We start from the raw sequence: 13,365 nt of genomic DNA on the forward strand, positions 1-13,365 counted from the left end.
CCAGATGGCTTTCGTCTATGGCTGAACTTTCCCCGGACAGCCCTGCCCTTGTGGGGAGGGGTTGGGGAGGGGAATTTTGCTAGCCGAGATTGTCGAGCTTAGTCTGGAGCGCGCGTAGCTGCTCCTTGAGCTCGTCGATGTCCTTCGCTTCGGCCTTCTTGGTCTCCTTGGCCGGAGGAGCGGCCATGAAGGGCGAGAACATCTGCATGGCCTGATGGAACAGCTCGGTGTTGCGCTTGACCTGCTCCTCGACCAGTTGCAACGGTACCTGCAGGTTCTTGCCGAGCGGCGTGTCGCCGAAGGCCTTGTTGATCTGTTCGCGCATCTGCACCTGCTGCTCGGTGAAGGCCTGCATCGAATGTTCGAGGTAGCTCGGCACGACCATCTGCATCTGGTCGCCGTAGAAGGAGATCAGCTGGCGCAGGAAGGAAATCGGCAGGAGCGTGTTGCCGGTCTTTGATTCCTGTTCGAAGATGATCTGCGTCAGCACGGAATGGGTGATGTCTTCGCCCGACTTGGCATCCTGCACGATGAAGTCCTCGCCCCTCTTCACCATCACGGCCAGATCGTCGAGGGTCACATAGGTGCTCGTGCCGGTATTGTAGAGCCGCCGATTTGCGTATTTTTTGATAACGATCTGGCCTTCATGCTTCGCCATCAGGGTCTCCTCTTACCCATCGTCCCGTCTTTATTGTGTTTTTTAAGAGTATCCGCAAAAGAGCACCGCTGACAATCTCTTTGTGCGTTGCGGCGACGCAGGTGCAAAACGTGATGAACGGCGCCCCGTGAAGCTTTTGTTGCAGGGCATCAAAGGCGTTTGACTTGCGCTCTTGGCTTTGCCAGTCTGCTTCTCCAGGCAAAGGAAACAAGAGGAAACGTCCCATGAGCAATCCCTCCATCGTGATCGCCAGCGCCGCTCGTACCGCCGTCGGGTCCTTCAACGGCGCCTTCGGCAACACAGCCGCTCATGAACTGGGTGCAACGGTCATCAAGGCGGTCCTCGAACGGGCCGGTGTCGATGCGGCAGAGGTCGACGAGGTGATCCTCGGCCAGGTGCTGCCGGCCGGCGAAGGGCAGAACCCGGCCCGCCAGGCGGCGATCAAGGCCGGCGTCCCGCAGGAAAAGACCGCCTGGGGCATGAACCAGCTCTGCGGCTCGGGCTTGCGCGCCGTCGCCCTCGGCATGCAGCAGATCGCCACCGGCGATGCGAACATCATCGTCGCCGGCGGCATGGAGTCGATGTCGATGGCGCCGCATTGCGCGCATCTGCGCGGCGGCGTGAAGATGGGCGACTACAAGATGATCGACACGATGATCAAGGACGGCCTGACCGACGCCTTCTACGGCTACCACATGGGCACCACCGCCGAGAACGTCGCGCGCAAGTGGCAGCTGACCCGCGAGGAGCAGGACGAGTTCGCGCTCCGCTCGCAGAACAAGGCGGAAGCGGCGCAGAAGGCCGGCCGCTTCGCCGACGAGATCGTCCCGTTCATCGTCAAGACCCGCAAGGGCGACGTCACCGTCGACCAGGACGAATATATTCGTCACGGCGCCACGCTCGATTCGCTCGCCAAGCTCAGGCCGGCCTTCGACAAGGAGGGCACGGTGACGGCCGGCAATGCCTCCGGGCTCAATGACGGCGGCGCCGCGACGCTGTTGATGACCGAGGCCGAGGCCGCCCGGCGCGGCATCCAGCCGCTCGCCCGCATCGTCTCCTGGGCGACGGCCGGCGTCGACCCGCAGATCATGGGCACCGGGCCGATTCCCGCTTCCCGCAAGGCGCTCGAGAAGGCCGGCTGGTCGATCGGCGACGTCGAACTCGTCGAGGCCAACGAGGCCTTCGCGGCGCAGGCCTGCGCGGTCAACAAGGATCTCGGCTGGGATCCGTCGATCGTCAACGTCAACGGCGGCGCGATCGCCATCGGCCATCCGATCGGCGCTTCCGGCGCCCGCGTCCTCAACACGCTGCTTTTCGAGATGAAGCGGCGCGGCGTCTCCAAGGGCCTTGCAACGCTGTGCATCGGCGGCGGCATGGGCGTCGCCATGTGCGTCGAGCGCCTGTAACCGGTCAGCGGCATGCAAGGGCTTCCGCCCTATCGATCGAGCGCGCGTGGCCCGGGATTCCGGGCCGCGGAAGGACAGTTTTGACAGATTTAACCCAAATGGGAGGCGAACATGAGCAGGGTAGCATTGGTTACGGGTGGGTCCCGCGGTATCGGCGCTGCGATTTCGGTGGCGCTGAAGGCGGCTGGCTACAAGGTGGCCGCGAACTATGCCGGCAATGACGAGAAGGCCCAGGCCTTCAAGCAGGAAACCGGCATCCCGGTCTACAAATGGGATGTCTCCAGCTATCAGGCCTGCGTCGACGGCATCGCCAAGGTCGAGGCGGATCTCGGGCCGGTCGACATTCTCGTCAACAATGCCGGCATCACCCGCGACGCGATGTTCCACAAGATGACGCCGGAACAGTGGGGCGAGGTCATCAACACCAACCTCACCGGCCTCTTCAACATGACGCATCCGGTCTGGTCGGGCATGCGCGACCGCGGCTTCGGCCGCGTCATCAACATCTCGTCGATCAACGGCCAGAAGGGCCAGATGGGCCAGGCCAACTATTCCGCCGCCAAGGCCGGCGATCTCGGCTTCACCAAGGCGCTGGCGCAGGAAGGCGCGGCCAAGGGCGTCACCGTCAATGCGATATGCCCCGGCTATATCGGCACGGAGATGGTGCGGGCGGTGCCAGAAAAGGTCCTGAACGAAAGGATCATCCCGCAGATCCCCGTCGGCCGCCTCGGCGAGCCGGAGGAAATCGCCCGCTGCGTCGTGTTCCTGGCCTCGGACGAGTCCGGCTTCATCACCGGGTCGACGATCTCGGCCAATGGCGGGCAGTATTTCGCCTGACATTCTCGATCGTTCGGTCGCTGCGCGGCGCTCTTCGGGGCGCCGCTTTTCATTTTGCGCTGTCGGATTCCCTGCATCAACCAAGCACGTGACCACTATATGTTGTAGCAGGCAGAAGCAGAGATCACGCGCTCCGCGAGTCCGACCGGAGTCGCCTCGATTCATCCGCGCCCGGGAAATGGCGATTCGTATTCCCGGAATCGGAGTGCCGAAAAACGAATCTTGGTCAAAATTTTCCAGCCATTCCAGACTCTTGGATTCGGAATCCTTTGCGCTGATTCCGTCGTCGGCGGCCGCCATGCGCGCCCTCATTCATGGCGCGGGGCATGGGGCGACGGAAGATTCAGCATCTGGTGCGAGTCCAGTGGTTGAAAGCTATATATAGTCGTGAACATACAGTGAATCGACGCGAGTCAGCGATTCGTCTCCGATTCGTTCCACCGCTGTTCCAGAAGGCAAAGTCTGGAGGTGAAGTGAGCCCCAAGATATGGCCGGTGGCAGCCCTGATCTCTTTAATTGCTCGCGCCCTCTTGCGTTCGGGCCTCCGCATGGGCATCTGTTCCGCGCCGAGGTGCGTCAGCGCTCCGGCTCCTACTGCATGTTTCCTTAAATCGGAGCCGATTTCAGGATAAAAGCATGCAGCAATCAAAGTGCTGCAGCGACCTTTGTGCGCCTGAAAAACGCGCGGCGCTGTAAAGACTGCCCGGGATCGATGACGTGTCCTTTCAATCCATGATCCTGAGCGGCCGCGGGGTGACCGCGGTGCTCGGACCCACCAATACCGGCAAGACGCATTATGCCATCGAGCGCATGGTCGCGCATGACAGCGGCGTCATCGGGCTGCCGCTGAGATTGCTTGCTCGCGAGGTCTATACGCGTCTCGTCGAGAAGGTCGGGCACCACAATGTCGCGCTGATCACCGGCGAGGAGAAGATCACGCCGCACCGCGCCCGCTACTCGGTCTGCACGGTGGAGGCGATGCCGCGCGAGACGACGGCTTCCTTCGTCGCGATCGACGAGGTGCAGCTCGCAGGTGATCTCGAGCGCGGCCATATCTTCACCGACAGGCTCTTGCATCTGCGCGGCAGGGGAGAGACGCTGCTGCTCGGCGCCGCGACCATGCGTCCGATCCTCGAGCACCTCTTGCCCGGTATCACCGCGGTCGAACGGCCGCGCATGTCGCAGCTTCTCTATGCGGGCTCGAAGAAGATCACCCGGCTGCCGCATCGCTCGGCGATCGTCGCCTTCTCGGCCGACGAGGTCTATGCCATCGCCGAGCTCATCCGGCGGCAACGCGGCGGTGCCGCGGTCGTGCTCGGGGCGCTTTCGCCGCGCACCCGCAATGCCCAGGTGGCGCTCTATCAGGAAGGCGACGTCGACTATCTGGTGGCGACCGACGCGATCGGCATGGGACTCAATCTCGACGTCGATCACGTCGCCTTCGCCCAGGACCGCAAGTTCGACGGCTACCAGTACCGCAATCTCAATCCGGCTGAGCTTGCCCAGGTCGCCGGACGTGCCGGCCGGCATATCCGCGACGGCACGTTCGGCGTCACCGGTCGCGTCGATCCCTTCGAGGACGAGCTCGTGCACCGGATCGAGTCGCATGAGTTCGATCCGGTCCGGGTGCTGCAATGGCGCTCCAAGGCTTTCGACTATTCCTCGCTGAAGGCGCTGAAGCACAGCCTCGAGGCGGCACCTGCGGTGTCCGGCCTGACGCGCGCCCTTCCGGCCGTCGACCAGCAGGCGCTGGAGCATCTGGCGCGCTATCCGGAGGTCGTGGACGTGGCCACGACTTCGGAACGCGTCGAGAAGCTCTGGGAAGCCTGCGCGCTGCCCGACTACCGTCGCATCACGCCGGCGCAGCACGCCGACCTGATTGCGAGCATCTATGCCGATCTCGTTCGCCAGGGTACGGTCAACGAGGACTTCATGGCCGAGCAGGTCCGCCGCGCCGATCATACGGATGGCGAGATTGACACACTTTCGGCGCGAATTGCGCAGATCAGGACCTGGACCTATGTGTCCAACCGGCCCGGATGGCTTGCCGATCCGACACACTGGCAAGAAAAGACGCGGGAAATCGAAGATCGATTGTCCGACGCGTTACATGAAAGGTTGACGAAACGCTTCGTTGACCGCAGGACATCTGTGCTCATGAAGCGCCTGAGAGAGAATGCGATGCTGGAAGCAGAAATCAGTGTGAATGGTGATGTCTTCGTCGAAGGGCACCACGTGGGTCAGCTAACCGGTTTCCGGTTCACGCTTGTCGCCGGCAGCGAGGGAACGGACGCGAAGGCCGTTCAGGGTGCCGCCCAGAAGGCGCTTGCGCTGGAATTCGAGGCGCGCGCCGCCCGTCTGCATGCGGCCGGCAACAACGACCTGGCGCTTTCGTCGGACGGTCTCGTGCGCTGGCTCGGCGATCCCGTGGCGCGGCTTGCGGCGAGTGATCATGTCATGCGCCCCCGCGTCATCCTGCTGGCCGACGAACAGCTCACGGCCAATGCCCGCGACCATGTCGTCGCGCGGATCGAGCGCTACGTGAACCATCACATCAGCACGGTGCTGAAACCGCTCGACGATATTTCGCGCGCCGAGGATCTCGAGGGCCTGGCCAAGGGACTGGCCTTCCAGCTCGTCGAGAATCTCGGCGTGCTCTTCCGTCGCGACGTCGCCGACGAGGTGAAGTCGCTCGACCAGGAAAGCCGCGCGTCGATCCGCAAGTATGGCGTTCGTTTCGGCGCCTACCACATCTTCCTCCCGGCCCTCTTGAAGCCGGCGCCGGCGGAACTGATTACGCTTCTCTGGGCGCTGAAGAACGACGGCCTGGACAAGCCCGGCTACGGCGAACTCATCCCGATGCTTGCCGCCGGCCGGACCTCGGTCGTCACCGACCCGTCCTTCGAGCGGACCTTCTACAAGCTCGCCGGATTCCGCTATCTCGGCAAGAGGGCGGTGCGGATCGACATCCTGGAACGGCTCGCGGACCTGATCCGCCCGCTCCTCCAATGGAAGCCCGGCACGACCCAGCGACCCGAGGGTGCCTATGACGGCCGTCGCTTCACGGCGACGACGTCGATGCTGTCGATCCTCGGCGCGACGCCGGACGACATGGAGGAGATCCTGAAGGGCCTCGGCTATCGCGCCGACAGCGTGACCGCGGAGGAAGCGGCGGCCTTCCTTGCGAAGCAGGACGGCACGCCGGCCGAGGCGAGTGCAGCGCCGGAAGCGCCTGCCGAGCACGTCGAGGCGGATGCGGATGACGCGGCGGAGCCTTCCGATGCGGATGCGGCACCGGTGGAAACGGCTTCGGCAGAAGCCGACCCGGCAGAGGCTGCTTCGACGGAAGCCGCGCCGGCTGAGGCGAGTGGCGAGGAGGCTCCCGCAGCGGCGCAGCCCGAAGAGCCAGCCGAGCCGAAGCCCGTGCTCCTGTGGCGTCCCGGCACCCGCCAGGACAACCAGCGCGGCGGACGCCATCAGCAGGGCGACCAGCGCCGCGGCGGACAGCGGCACGGCCAGGGGGAAGCCAGGGAGGGCGGCCGCAAGGGGGGCGGCGCCCCGGGGCGCGCCAAGCCTCAGGATGGCAAGCCGGGCGGTCAGCGCAAGGAGCGTCAGGACCGTCACGAGCGCCACGATCGGGCCGTCAAGTTCGACAATCGCCCGCCGCGCAAGGAGAAGCCGATCGATCCGGATTCGCCCTTCGCGAAGCTCGCCGCGCTCAAGGAGCAACTGAAGAAGTAGGCGGACCATGGAGAAACAGCCACCGTCCTCGCCCGCGGCACGCCAGCGGCTCGACAAGTGGCTGTTCTTCGCCCGACTGATCAAGTCACGTTCGCTCGCCCAGAAGGCGATCGAGGCGGGCCATGTGGCGGTCAACGGAGCCCGGGCGACGCAGTCGTCCACGCCGGTCAAGGCGGGCGACACGCTGGAGCTTTCGCTCGAGCGCCGCGACCTCGTTGTGCGGGTCTTGCTGCCCGGAGCCCGGCGCGGCCCCTATGAAGAGGCACGGCTGCTTTACGAGGACCTGACGCCGGAAGCACCCGCCGAGCGTCGCACGCCTTTCGAACAGGCAACCCGCGAGCGCGGCGCGGGACGGCCGACGAAGCGGGAGCGGCGCGAGACCGAGCGCCTCAGGCCTGGCTTCGAAGATAACGACTAGGGCCTTGTTCAAGTGCGATCGGCGTGCTCATTGCGAGCCGTCGTGGGTGTTGGAAACGGGGTGTCCGGCAATTTTGGATGCTTCGATCCGATCCCGTGGCGATGCTGGAAAACTCTGCCCTTTTCGCGACAAATCGCGCGTGGATTATTCTTGCAAAGGCCGCCCAAAGCCTTTACGTCACAAGCCACGTTGCGGCGCAGTGTGCCTGTTCAGGCGCACGAAGGTCGCTGCAACAATTTAACTGCTGCATGGGTTTTTCCTTAAAGCGGTGCCTATCCAAGGAACCATGCAGAAGGTGGCAGTCGTGGTTTGCTTCGGGCAGCTATGCGCGCCGGGCATTCCTAGCATGCGCGGACGATCGAGCATCACCGTGATTTGCCGTCTGCCGTCAAACGTGAGCTTGGCTGGAGTACCTCATGACGTATGTCGTGACCGACAATTGCATTCGCTGCAAGTACACGGACTGTGTGGAAGTCTGCCCGGTGGATTGCTTCTACGAAGGCGAGAATTTCCTCGTCATCCATCCGGATGAGTGCATCGATTGCGGCGTGTGCGAACCGGAATGTCCTGCCGGGGCGATCAAGCCGGATACCGAGCCGGGTCTCGATATGTGGTTGAAGTTGAACGCTGATTTTGCGACCCAGTGGCCGAATATCACCGTCAAGCGGGACCCACTGCCGGAGGCCAAGGAGATGGATGGAGTCGAAGGGAAGTACGAGCAGTATTTCTCCGAGAAGCCTGGACAGGGCGACTGAAGCCTCGGTCGCTCGGTTCGCCGCGGCTGACGCAAGTCAGAAAAAGCGTCAGGCGGGAAATCTGGGGAAATCCCGCCAGTGCCTCGCAGGTGCGAGCATGGTGGCTTGATCGTTGCCATGCAGCAAATTATTGATTTCCGCTCTTTTTTGTGTTACGTTTCATACACTGATCCACAGAGGGTGCCTTTGCGCGCCCGAAAACCAGCACGAAAGCAAATCGATTTCCACGGCGCGGCACTTTCAAAATAGGCAACGTTCCGTTGCTCGTGACTGCGACGCAGGACGCCATTTGCATTTCGTTGGACGGAGCAGGATTGACCCCACCCGGCGGTATCCCCGTCTATCCGGGCCTCACGACCCGGCCCGGCCGATTGAGGCCGGTGCGCACTAGGGAGTGTTTGAAACGAATGACGACCCAGCAGAAAAAATCTTCAACGCGCCAAGGCTTCAAGACCGGTGAATCGATCGTTTATCCGGCTCATGGCGTTGGTCAGATCGTGGCGATTGAGGAGCAGGAAGTCGCCGGCATGAAGCTCGAGCTTTTTGTCATCGATTTCGACAAGGACAAGATGCGTCTCAAAGTGCCGGTGGCCAAGGCCGTCAGCATCGGCATGCGCAAGCTGTCCGAAACCGATTTCGTCGATCGCGCATTGAAGGTTGTGCAGGGCAAGGCACGCGTGAAGCGGACCATGTGGTCGCGTCGCGCCCAGGAATATGATGCCAAGATCAACTCCGGCGATCTCATTTCCATCGCGGAAGTGGTGCGCGACCTCTATCGCGCTGAAAATCAGCCGGAACAGTCCTATTCCGAGCGCCAGCTCTATGAAGCCGCTCTCGACCGCATGGCGCGCGAAATCGCTGCCGTGAACAAGATGTCGGAAACGGAAGCCGTGCGCCTCGTCGAAGCCAATCTGAACAAGGGGCCGAAGCGCGGCAAGGCCATCGAAGAAGACGATACGCAGGACGAAGCCGCCTAACGTCGGCTGGCGGCGCGCTCGCGACGCGAGGCAACGTCCGCACATTCACCATTTGAAGAAGGCCCGGTCTTGACGCCGGGCCTTTTTTTCTTGGCGGCGCACGCCAGCGCCGTGCGTCTTTTTCAGACGCACGAAGGTCGCTGTAGCGCTTTGAATAGCTGCATGTTTTGTCCCTAAATCGACTAGGATTTAGGACACATGCAGTAGACGCGTTTCGCCGCCGCCGGATCAGGACCGCGCCGGTGGCATCGCACGCGGCCTGCAATCTAAAATCGTCATCACCGAAGGGAACTTTTCGACCCCGCGCACGTTTCTCGTTCACGGGGGCAGGCTTGCGCCTGTTTTCCCGCGCGATCTTGGTGCTGTGAGTCCTCACCGTCTCAGGTTCGTATTCTTCGATTTAGGGCACTGCATGCGTTCGTCAAGCAGTGCCGGCCGCCCTCCAACCGATCGCTGCGACACGCGCTCGGCTCTTCAAGATCAACATTGTGGCGTTCAGCGCCAGCCAGGGAGCAGATCGATGAAGACCCTCACAGCAGACAGGCGTTTGATCAAGATCGCGATGGATGCCCCCTATCTCGAGCGCGACGAGGAGCATGCGCTGGCCGAGGCCTGGCGGAACAACCACGACCAGGAAGCCCGCAACAAGATCGCCATGTCGCATATGCGGTTGGTGATCGCGATGGCGGCCAAGTTCCGCAGTTTCGGCCTGCCGATGGGCGATCTCGTCCAGGAGGGGCATATCGGGCTGCTGGAAGCGGCGGCGCGCTTCGAGCCGAGCCGCGAGGTCCGCTTTTCGACCTACGCGACCTGGTGGATCCGTGCATCGATGCAGGACTTCGTGCTGCGCAACTGGTCGATCGTGCGGGGCGGCACCAGTTCGGCGCAAAAGGCGCTGTTCTTCAATTTGCGCCGGTTGCGGGCGCGCCTCGCCCAGGGCGATCGGCAACTTACATCGCTGGCGATGCATGAGGAAATTGCCGCCGCCCTCGGCGTCAGTCTCGCCGATGTGCAGACCATGGATGCCCGCCTTTCCGGCAACGATGCGTCCTTGCAGGCGCCGGTCGGCCATGGCGATTCCGACGGCGGTGCGCGGCTCGATTTTCTCCCCAGCGATGCGCCGCTTCCCGACGAGCAGGTGAGCGACATGATCGACGGAGAGCGGGCCCGCCGCTGGCTGCAGGTGGCCCTGACGCAGCTCACGGAGCGGGAGATGAAGATCATACGGGCGCGCCGCCTGTCGGAGGACGGCGCCACCCTCGAGGAGCTCGGCCTGGCGCTCGGTATCTCGAAGGAGCGGGTTCGGCAGATCGAAACGCGGGCGCTCGAGAAGCTGCGGACGGCGCTGGCATCAAAGGCGCCGGCATTGACTGCCGCCATGCATTGAATCGACCGCTCCCATTTCCGACGCGTTACGGGGCGCTCGCCGCTGCGCGTTGGAGCTCGGTCAGGATCTGGTAGGCGGCCTTCACCCGGGCCGGGATGGGATAGTTCCTGTTGGCGAGGATGACGATGCCAATGTGCTCGGCTGGAACAAAGGCGGCATAGGCGCCGAACCCGTTCGTCGAACCGGTCTTGTTGATCAGCGCATCGTCCCGCGGCGGCAGTGGCGGATCAAGTCTTGTCACCCTGTTCGGCTTGAAGCTGACCTCGGGCGAATTTCCCCCCAGCAATTGCTTGAGATCGACCGGATAGGGATACATCTCCCATCCGAGGCCCTGCGTCATATCGCCGACCTTGAAGTAACCGGTGTGCGTTGCGGCGATGGCGCGCTGGAGCGTGTCGTCCAGCGCCACGCCGTCTATGTTTGCCTCGACAAAACGGATCAGATCGGCGGCAGTCGTCTTCACGCCATAGGCCTCCGAATCGAGCACGCCGGGGTTTACGCGGACCGGTTTGCCGGCTTTCGAGTATCCGTGGGCGTAGTCGCCCATGCGTTGCTCGGGAACGCTGATATGGGTCCGCGCCAGGCCAAGTCCCGGGAAGAGCGTCTTCTCCATCAGATCGTCGAACGGCTCCGCCATGCGCTTGGCGGCGAGGTAGCCGAACAGTCCGATGCTGGGGTTCGAATAGAGCCGATGGGTGCCCGGGGCGTAGCTCGGCCGCCAGCCCTTGAAATAGGCGATCATCTCGTTCTGGTCGGTGACGGAAGCCGGAAACTGCAAAGGCAGGCCGCCTGCCGTATAGGTGGCGAGATCGAGGAGACTGATCCCGTCGAAGCTGGTGCCGGCGAGCGCCGGCATATGCTGGCTGGCCATATCGGAGAGAGACAAGTCCCCACGCGCTTGCGCATAGGACGCGAGGGTCGCCGTGAAGGTCTTGCTGATCGAGCCGATCTCGAAAAGCGTCTCATCGCCGACCTTCTGTCCGCTTTCCTTCGAGGCGACGCCATAGTTGAAGACGTATCGTCGCCCCTCAACCGCGACTGCGACAGCCATGCCGGGGACGTCGTACTGCTTCATGAGCGGGCGGATCGCCTCGTCAACGACGCGTTCGATATGTTCTGGGCTATCGCTGGCGATGGCCTGGCTCGAGGCGCCGCAGAACAGAGAGGCGGCTGCGAGAGCTCCAAGCGTTTGAAGGCGAATATTTCTCATGACTGGATCATCCCCTCGCGTAACCGTGTCTACAGCATCTTTCTTCGAATCGAAGCCGATATAAGGAAAAACATGCGGCAATTCGAAGTGCGAGATTTTGTCCCTCTGAAAAAGACGCACGGCGCTGCAGCAAGACGGCCGGTGAGACGCGTTGCATGGAGGACGAGGAAGAGCGCCGGCCGATCCGATGGAGGCGGATCACCTATTCGGAGATGATCTTCACCTTGTCACCCGGCCTGACGGTGGAGGTGACCTGCATCGCGTTGATGAGCCGGAAGAGGTCGAGCTTCCGGTCCGTTCCCATCATGCGTGCCGCCAGAGTGGCGCTCGTGTCGCCCGACCGTACCGTGACCACACGGATGCGCAGCGGCTTCAAGGCCTGGACCTCGGTCGGCGACATGCGACGGAAGGAACTGCGCAGCTGGCTCGCCGTCGCTTCGAGCGCCGTCGACCCCTTGGGAACGGCGGTCAGGAACCGGTAGATGCGGTCGCCCATGCGGATGACGGTGACGTCGAAATCCCAACGATCGGCTGAGGCCCGCGCCGTCGCGGCTTCCAGGCCGTTGACGGCAACCGGCCGAATTGTGTCCGGCTGCAGACCGGTCACCCAGCCGCTGGCGATGTAGTCGGTTAGATTGCGGCGCCCATTGTCGGCGACGCCGTCGAAGCGGATGGCGACTTCGCCCGGCCCCGTGGCGAGCACGGCTTCCGCCTTGTTGTCGATCTGGAAGCCCTGGGGCACGTCGAAGCGTATGCCGAGCTGGCCGTGCAGGAAGGTCTGGCCGCGGACATAGCCTTCTTCCGGGCTGTCGCCATAGAGCAGCCCGTCGATGCCGGCGAGATAATAATCGCGGCCGCGGTCGCCGCTCGTTCCTTCGGGGCCGAAGGCGCGGGCATGGCGGCGGGCGAGTTCGACGCGCTGCGGCGCGTTGGGGTGGCTCGAAAGGAAGTCGAGGCTCTGGTCTGCTTCGGGGTCGACGGCGCTGAAACGGCTATAGGCAGCCATGGAATCGAGGAAGCGTGCGGCGGCATAGGGATCGTAGCCGGCTTCGCCGAGCATGCGGACGCCGATCACGTCGGCCTGCAGTTCCTGGTTGCGCGAAAAGGCGGCCAGCCGCAGCTTGCCGCGGGCGAGCGCCTGCTTGCCGGCAAGGTTGGAGGACAGCACCTCGGAGACGACGCGGCTGGCGATCACCTCGGCCTCCTCGCGCTGCTGGCGCTGGATGCCGTGATTGGCGGTCACATGGGCCATTTCGTGCGAAAGCACGGCGGCCACTTCCGAGGCGTCGTTGGCCAGCGCCAGCAGGCCGCGCGTGACGTAGAGGTAGCCGCCCGGCAGCGCAAAGGCGTTGATCGCCGGGGAATTGAGGATGGTGATGCGGTAGGACTGCTGCGGATTCTCCGAGACCGCCGTCAGCGCGCCGGTGATGCGGGCGACGAGCCGTTCCGTCCTGGCGTCCTTGTATTCGCCGCCGTAGCTCGCGACGATGCGCGGATGCTCGCGCGCGCCGAGCTGGGCGCGCGGATCGTTCTTCTGCACCTCCTCGACGATCTGCGGATTGGACGAGGGGGAGACGGCGGGCTCGTAGGTCTGCTCGATGATCGACTGGCAGGCGGAAAGAAGGCTCAACGAAGACAGCGCAACCACAGCGCGCGCCGCGATGCCGCCCCGCCGCGTCGGAAACCAGCCTTTCGTGACTGTCTGCCTTGCCATTCCTCAGCCCGTTCCATCCGCCGATGCGCCCTGCGCAAACAGTCGCCAGCGTCGAAAAATCCTACTTTTTCAGCCGCATAAGGGCTCCGGCGCAGGTTTTTCAGCCATAACCATGCTGTATCGATTTAAGCGCCGCCTGCCTAGCTGATCCCAGTAGAAATAGTTGCCCCGTGGTAACACAGCAACGGATGCGCGAGTAACGCGCCCATCCGGCCGGACGTTCCGCGCGTCGCACAGCGGGGCGGTCAAATTGTGGCGAACC

The 13,365-nt window shown here is 63.3% G+C and carries 11 protein-coding genes; 7 read left to right on the forward strand and 4 right to left on the reverse strand.

Features of this window, described 5'->3' with window-relative positions:
* Positions 1-79: 79 nt before the first annotated feature.
* The gene (gene phaR, locus N181_RS10340; RefSeq protein ID WP_014330176.1) at positions 80-658 is read right to left on the reverse strand and encodes a polyhydroxyalkanoate synthesis repressor PhaR; all 579 of its coding nucleotides are present in this window, start codon (positions 656-658) and stop codon (positions 80-82) included.
* Entirely contained in the window at positions 645-884 is a 240-nt protein-coding gene (locus tag N181_RS33055; RefSeq protein ID WP_141322205.1) for a hypothetical protein, read from the reverse strand. Before N181_RS33055 ends, phaR begins: the two co-directional genes overlap by 14 nt.
* Here N181_RS33055 and N181_RS10345 point away from each other — a divergent pair.
* The 7 genes from N181_RS10345 (at position 883) to N181_RS10375 (ending at position 10,179) form a co-directional block, all read left to right on the forward strand.
* Positions 883-2,064, forward strand: a complete 1,182-nt coding sequence (locus N181_RS10345) for an acetyl-CoA C-acetyltransferase (protein ID WP_014330175.1) — start codon at positions 883-885, stop codon at positions 2,062-2,064. The two genes, N181_RS33055 and N181_RS10345, sit on opposite strands and share 2 nt — an antisense overlap.
* A gap of 111 nt (positions 2,065-2,175) precedes the next feature.
* Positions 2,176-2,901, forward strand: coding sequence for a beta-ketoacyl-ACP reductase (phbB, locus tag N181_RS10350; RefSeq protein ID WP_012709750.1), 726 nt, complete (start codon positions 2,176-2,178; stop codon positions 2,899-2,901).
* A gap of 732 nt (positions 2,902-3,633) precedes the next feature.
* Positions 3,634-6,642: a helicase-related protein gene (locus N181_RS10355; protein ID WP_060563365.1), complete on the forward strand. Its 3,009-nt coding sequence runs from the start codon at positions 3,634-3,636 to the stop codon at positions 6,640-6,642.
* A gap of 7 nt (positions 6,643-6,649) precedes the next feature.
* Positions 6,650-7,060 carry an RNA-binding S4 domain-containing protein gene (locus N181_RS10360; protein ID WP_014330173.1) on the forward strand — a complete coding sequence of 137 codons (411 nt, stop codon included), beginning with the start codon at positions 6,650-6,652 and terminating at the stop codon, positions 7,058-7,060.
* Positions 7,061-7,476: 416 nt separating this feature from the next.
* On the forward strand, positions 7,477-7,815 hold the full coding sequence (gene fdxA, locus N181_RS10365; RefSeq protein ID WP_012709747.1) for a ferredoxin FdxA: 339 nt from the start codon (positions 7,477-7,479) through the stop codon (positions 7,813-7,815).
* A 407-nt stretch (positions 7,816-8,222) separates the two neighbouring features.
* Complete coding sequence (locus N181_RS10370) at positions 8,223-8,792, forward strand: CarD family transcriptional regulator (protein ID WP_012709746.1); 570 nt, start codon at positions 8,223-8,225, stop codon at positions 8,790-8,792.
* A gap of 520 nt (positions 8,793-9,312) precedes the next feature.
* Positions 9,313-10,179, forward strand: coding sequence for an RNA polymerase factor sigma-32 (locus N181_RS10375; protein WP_014330172.1), 867 nt, complete (start codon positions 9,313-9,315; stop codon positions 10,177-10,179).
* A 25-nt stretch (positions 10,180-10,204) separates the two neighbouring features.
* Here N181_RS10375 and ampC read toward each other — a convergent pair whose 3' ends face one another.
* Positions 10,205-11,389: a class C beta-lactamase gene (gene ampC, locus N181_RS10380; protein ID WP_037435860.1), complete on the reverse strand. Its 1,185-nt coding sequence runs from the start codon at positions 11,387-11,389 to the stop codon at positions 10,205-10,207.
* Positions 11,390-11,591: 202 nt separating this feature from the next.
* Complete coding sequence (locus N181_RS10385) at positions 11,592-13,103, reverse strand: M48 family metalloprotease (RefSeq protein ID WP_014330170.1); 1,512 nt, start codon at positions 13,101-13,103, stop codon at positions 11,592-11,594.
* Positions 13,104-13,365 lie beyond the last annotated feature (262 nt).

Origin of the sequence: Sinorhizobium fredii USDA 205 (genome assembly GCF_001461695.1) — a bacterium.
Lineage (GTDB): Bacteria > Pseudomonadota > Alphaproteobacteria > Rhizobiales > Rhizobiaceae > Sinorhizobium > Sinorhizobium fredii.

Excerpts from the sequence above, each read along its gene's own strand:
- phaR (WP_014330176.1), bottom strand. The coding sequence starts at position 658 with ATGGCGAAGCATGAAGGCCAGATCGTTATCAAAAAATACGCAAATCGG.
- N181_RS10345 (WP_014330175.1), top strand. The coding sequence starts at position 883 with ATGAGCAATCCCTCCATCGTGATCGCCAGCGCCGCTCGTACCGCCGTC.
- N181_RS33055 (WP_141322205.1), bottom strand. The coding sequence starts at position 884 with ATGGGACGTTTCCTCTTGTTTCCTTTGCCTGGAGAAGCAGACTGGCAA.
- phbB (WP_012709750.1), top strand. The coding sequence starts at position 2,176 with ATGAGCAGGGTAGCATTGGTTACGGGTGGGTCCCGCGGTATCGGCGCT.
- N181_RS10355 (WP_060563365.1), top strand. The coding sequence starts at position 3,634 with ATGATCCTGAGCGGCCGCGGGGTGACCGCGGTGCTCGGACCCACCAAT.
- N181_RS10360 (WP_014330173.1), top strand. The coding sequence starts at position 6,650 with ATGGAGAAACAGCCACCGTCCTCGCCCGCGGCACGCCAGCGGCTCGAC.
- fdxA (WP_012709747.1), top strand. The coding sequence starts at position 7,477 with ATGACGTATGTCGTGACCGACAATTGCATTCGCTGCAAGTACACGGAC.
- N181_RS10370 (WP_012709746.1), top strand. The coding sequence starts at position 8,223 with ATGACGACCCAGCAGAAAAAATCTTCAACGCGCCAAGGCTTCAAGACC.
- N181_RS10375 (WP_014330172.1), top strand. The coding sequence starts at position 9,313 with ATGAAGACCCTCACAGCAGACAGGCGTTTGATCAAGATCGCGATGGAT.
- ampC (WP_037435860.1), bottom strand. The coding sequence starts at position 11,389 with ATGAGAAATATTCGCCTTCAAACGCTTGGAGCTCTCGCAGCCGCCTCT.
- N181_RS10385 (WP_014330170.1), bottom strand. The coding sequence starts at position 13,103 with ATGGCAAGGCAGACAGTCACGAAAGGCTGGTTTCCGACGCGGCGGGGC.